This window comes from Mycobacterium gordonae (assembly GCF_002101675.1).
Classification (GTDB): Bacteria; Actinomycetota; Actinomycetes; order Mycobacteriales; family Mycobacteriaceae; genus Mycobacterium; species Mycobacterium gordonae.
On the sequence record NZ_LQOY01000085.1, the window covers coordinates 1 to 1058 of the forward strand.

At 65.7% G+C, this 1058-nt stretch carries 1 pseudogene; it reads left to right on the forward strand.

The features are described 5' to 3' along the window. Positions 1-77 precede the first annotated feature (77 nt). Positions 78-1001: pseudogene (locus AWC08_RS14595) on the forward strand (IS110 family transposase); the annotation flags it as partial. Positions 1002-1058: the final 57 nt, after the last annotated feature.

Sequence of the window (1058 nt, forward strand, 5' to 3'; positions counted from 1 at the left end):
CCTGAGCCACCACCTCCTCGCCGAGGTGGTCCCGAATCAAGCCGTCACAGTGGTCCTGAGTCAGGTTGACATAGAGACACGTCTCGGGCGCCAAGTCAGATACCTCCGATGCCAAGCTGCTGGCCGATCTGGTGCGCACCGACCGGCACAACCACCGCCCGATCGCCGGTGACAGCGAGCAGGCCGAGGCGATCAAGGTCCTCGCCCGGGCCCATCAGAATCTGATTTGGGAACGCACGCGGCACACCAACCGGCTGCGAAACGCGCTGCGTGAGTACTACCCAGCCGCCCTGGTGGCCTTCGACGACCTCGACCACGGCGACGCGCTGGGGGTGCTGGGTCGTGCCCCCACGCCCCAGCAAGGCGCCCGGCTGAACCTGGCGGGGATCCAGTCCGCCCTCAAACGCGGTGGACGCCAACGCAATATCGCCGCACGCGCCCGGGAGATTCAGGCCGCGCTGCGCACCGAACAACTCGCCGCACCCGCCGCGATCACTGCCGCATTCGCGGCCACCACCACCGCGACAGTGGGCATCCTCACCGAAATCAACCGCCAGATCAGCGAACTCGAAACCAGCCTGGCCGCCCATTTTGAGACACACCCGGACGCCGACATCTACCGCTCCCTGCCAGGACTTGGCGTCATACTCGGCGCCCGGGTGCTCGGTGAGTTCGGGGACGACCCGAACAGATACACCACCGCCAAGTGTCGCAAAAACTACGCCGGAACCTCACCGCTGACCATCGCCTCGGGTAAGAAACGGGCCGTACTGGCCCGCCACGTCCGAAACCGCCGCCTTTATGACGCCATCGACCAATGGGCCTTCTGCGCCCTATCCACCAGCCCCGGCGCCCGCGCCTTCTACGACCACCGCACCAACCTCAAAGACAGCCACCACCAAGCACTACGCGCCCTAGGCAACCGCCTCGTCGGCATCCTGCACGGCTGCCTGCGCCACCACCAGCCTTACAACGAACACACGGGTCTGCTGCACGAATAGGTGACATCTGAGTTGGCTTGCCCAGCATGGGCGGGCTGGAAGGATGTCCCCATGGCA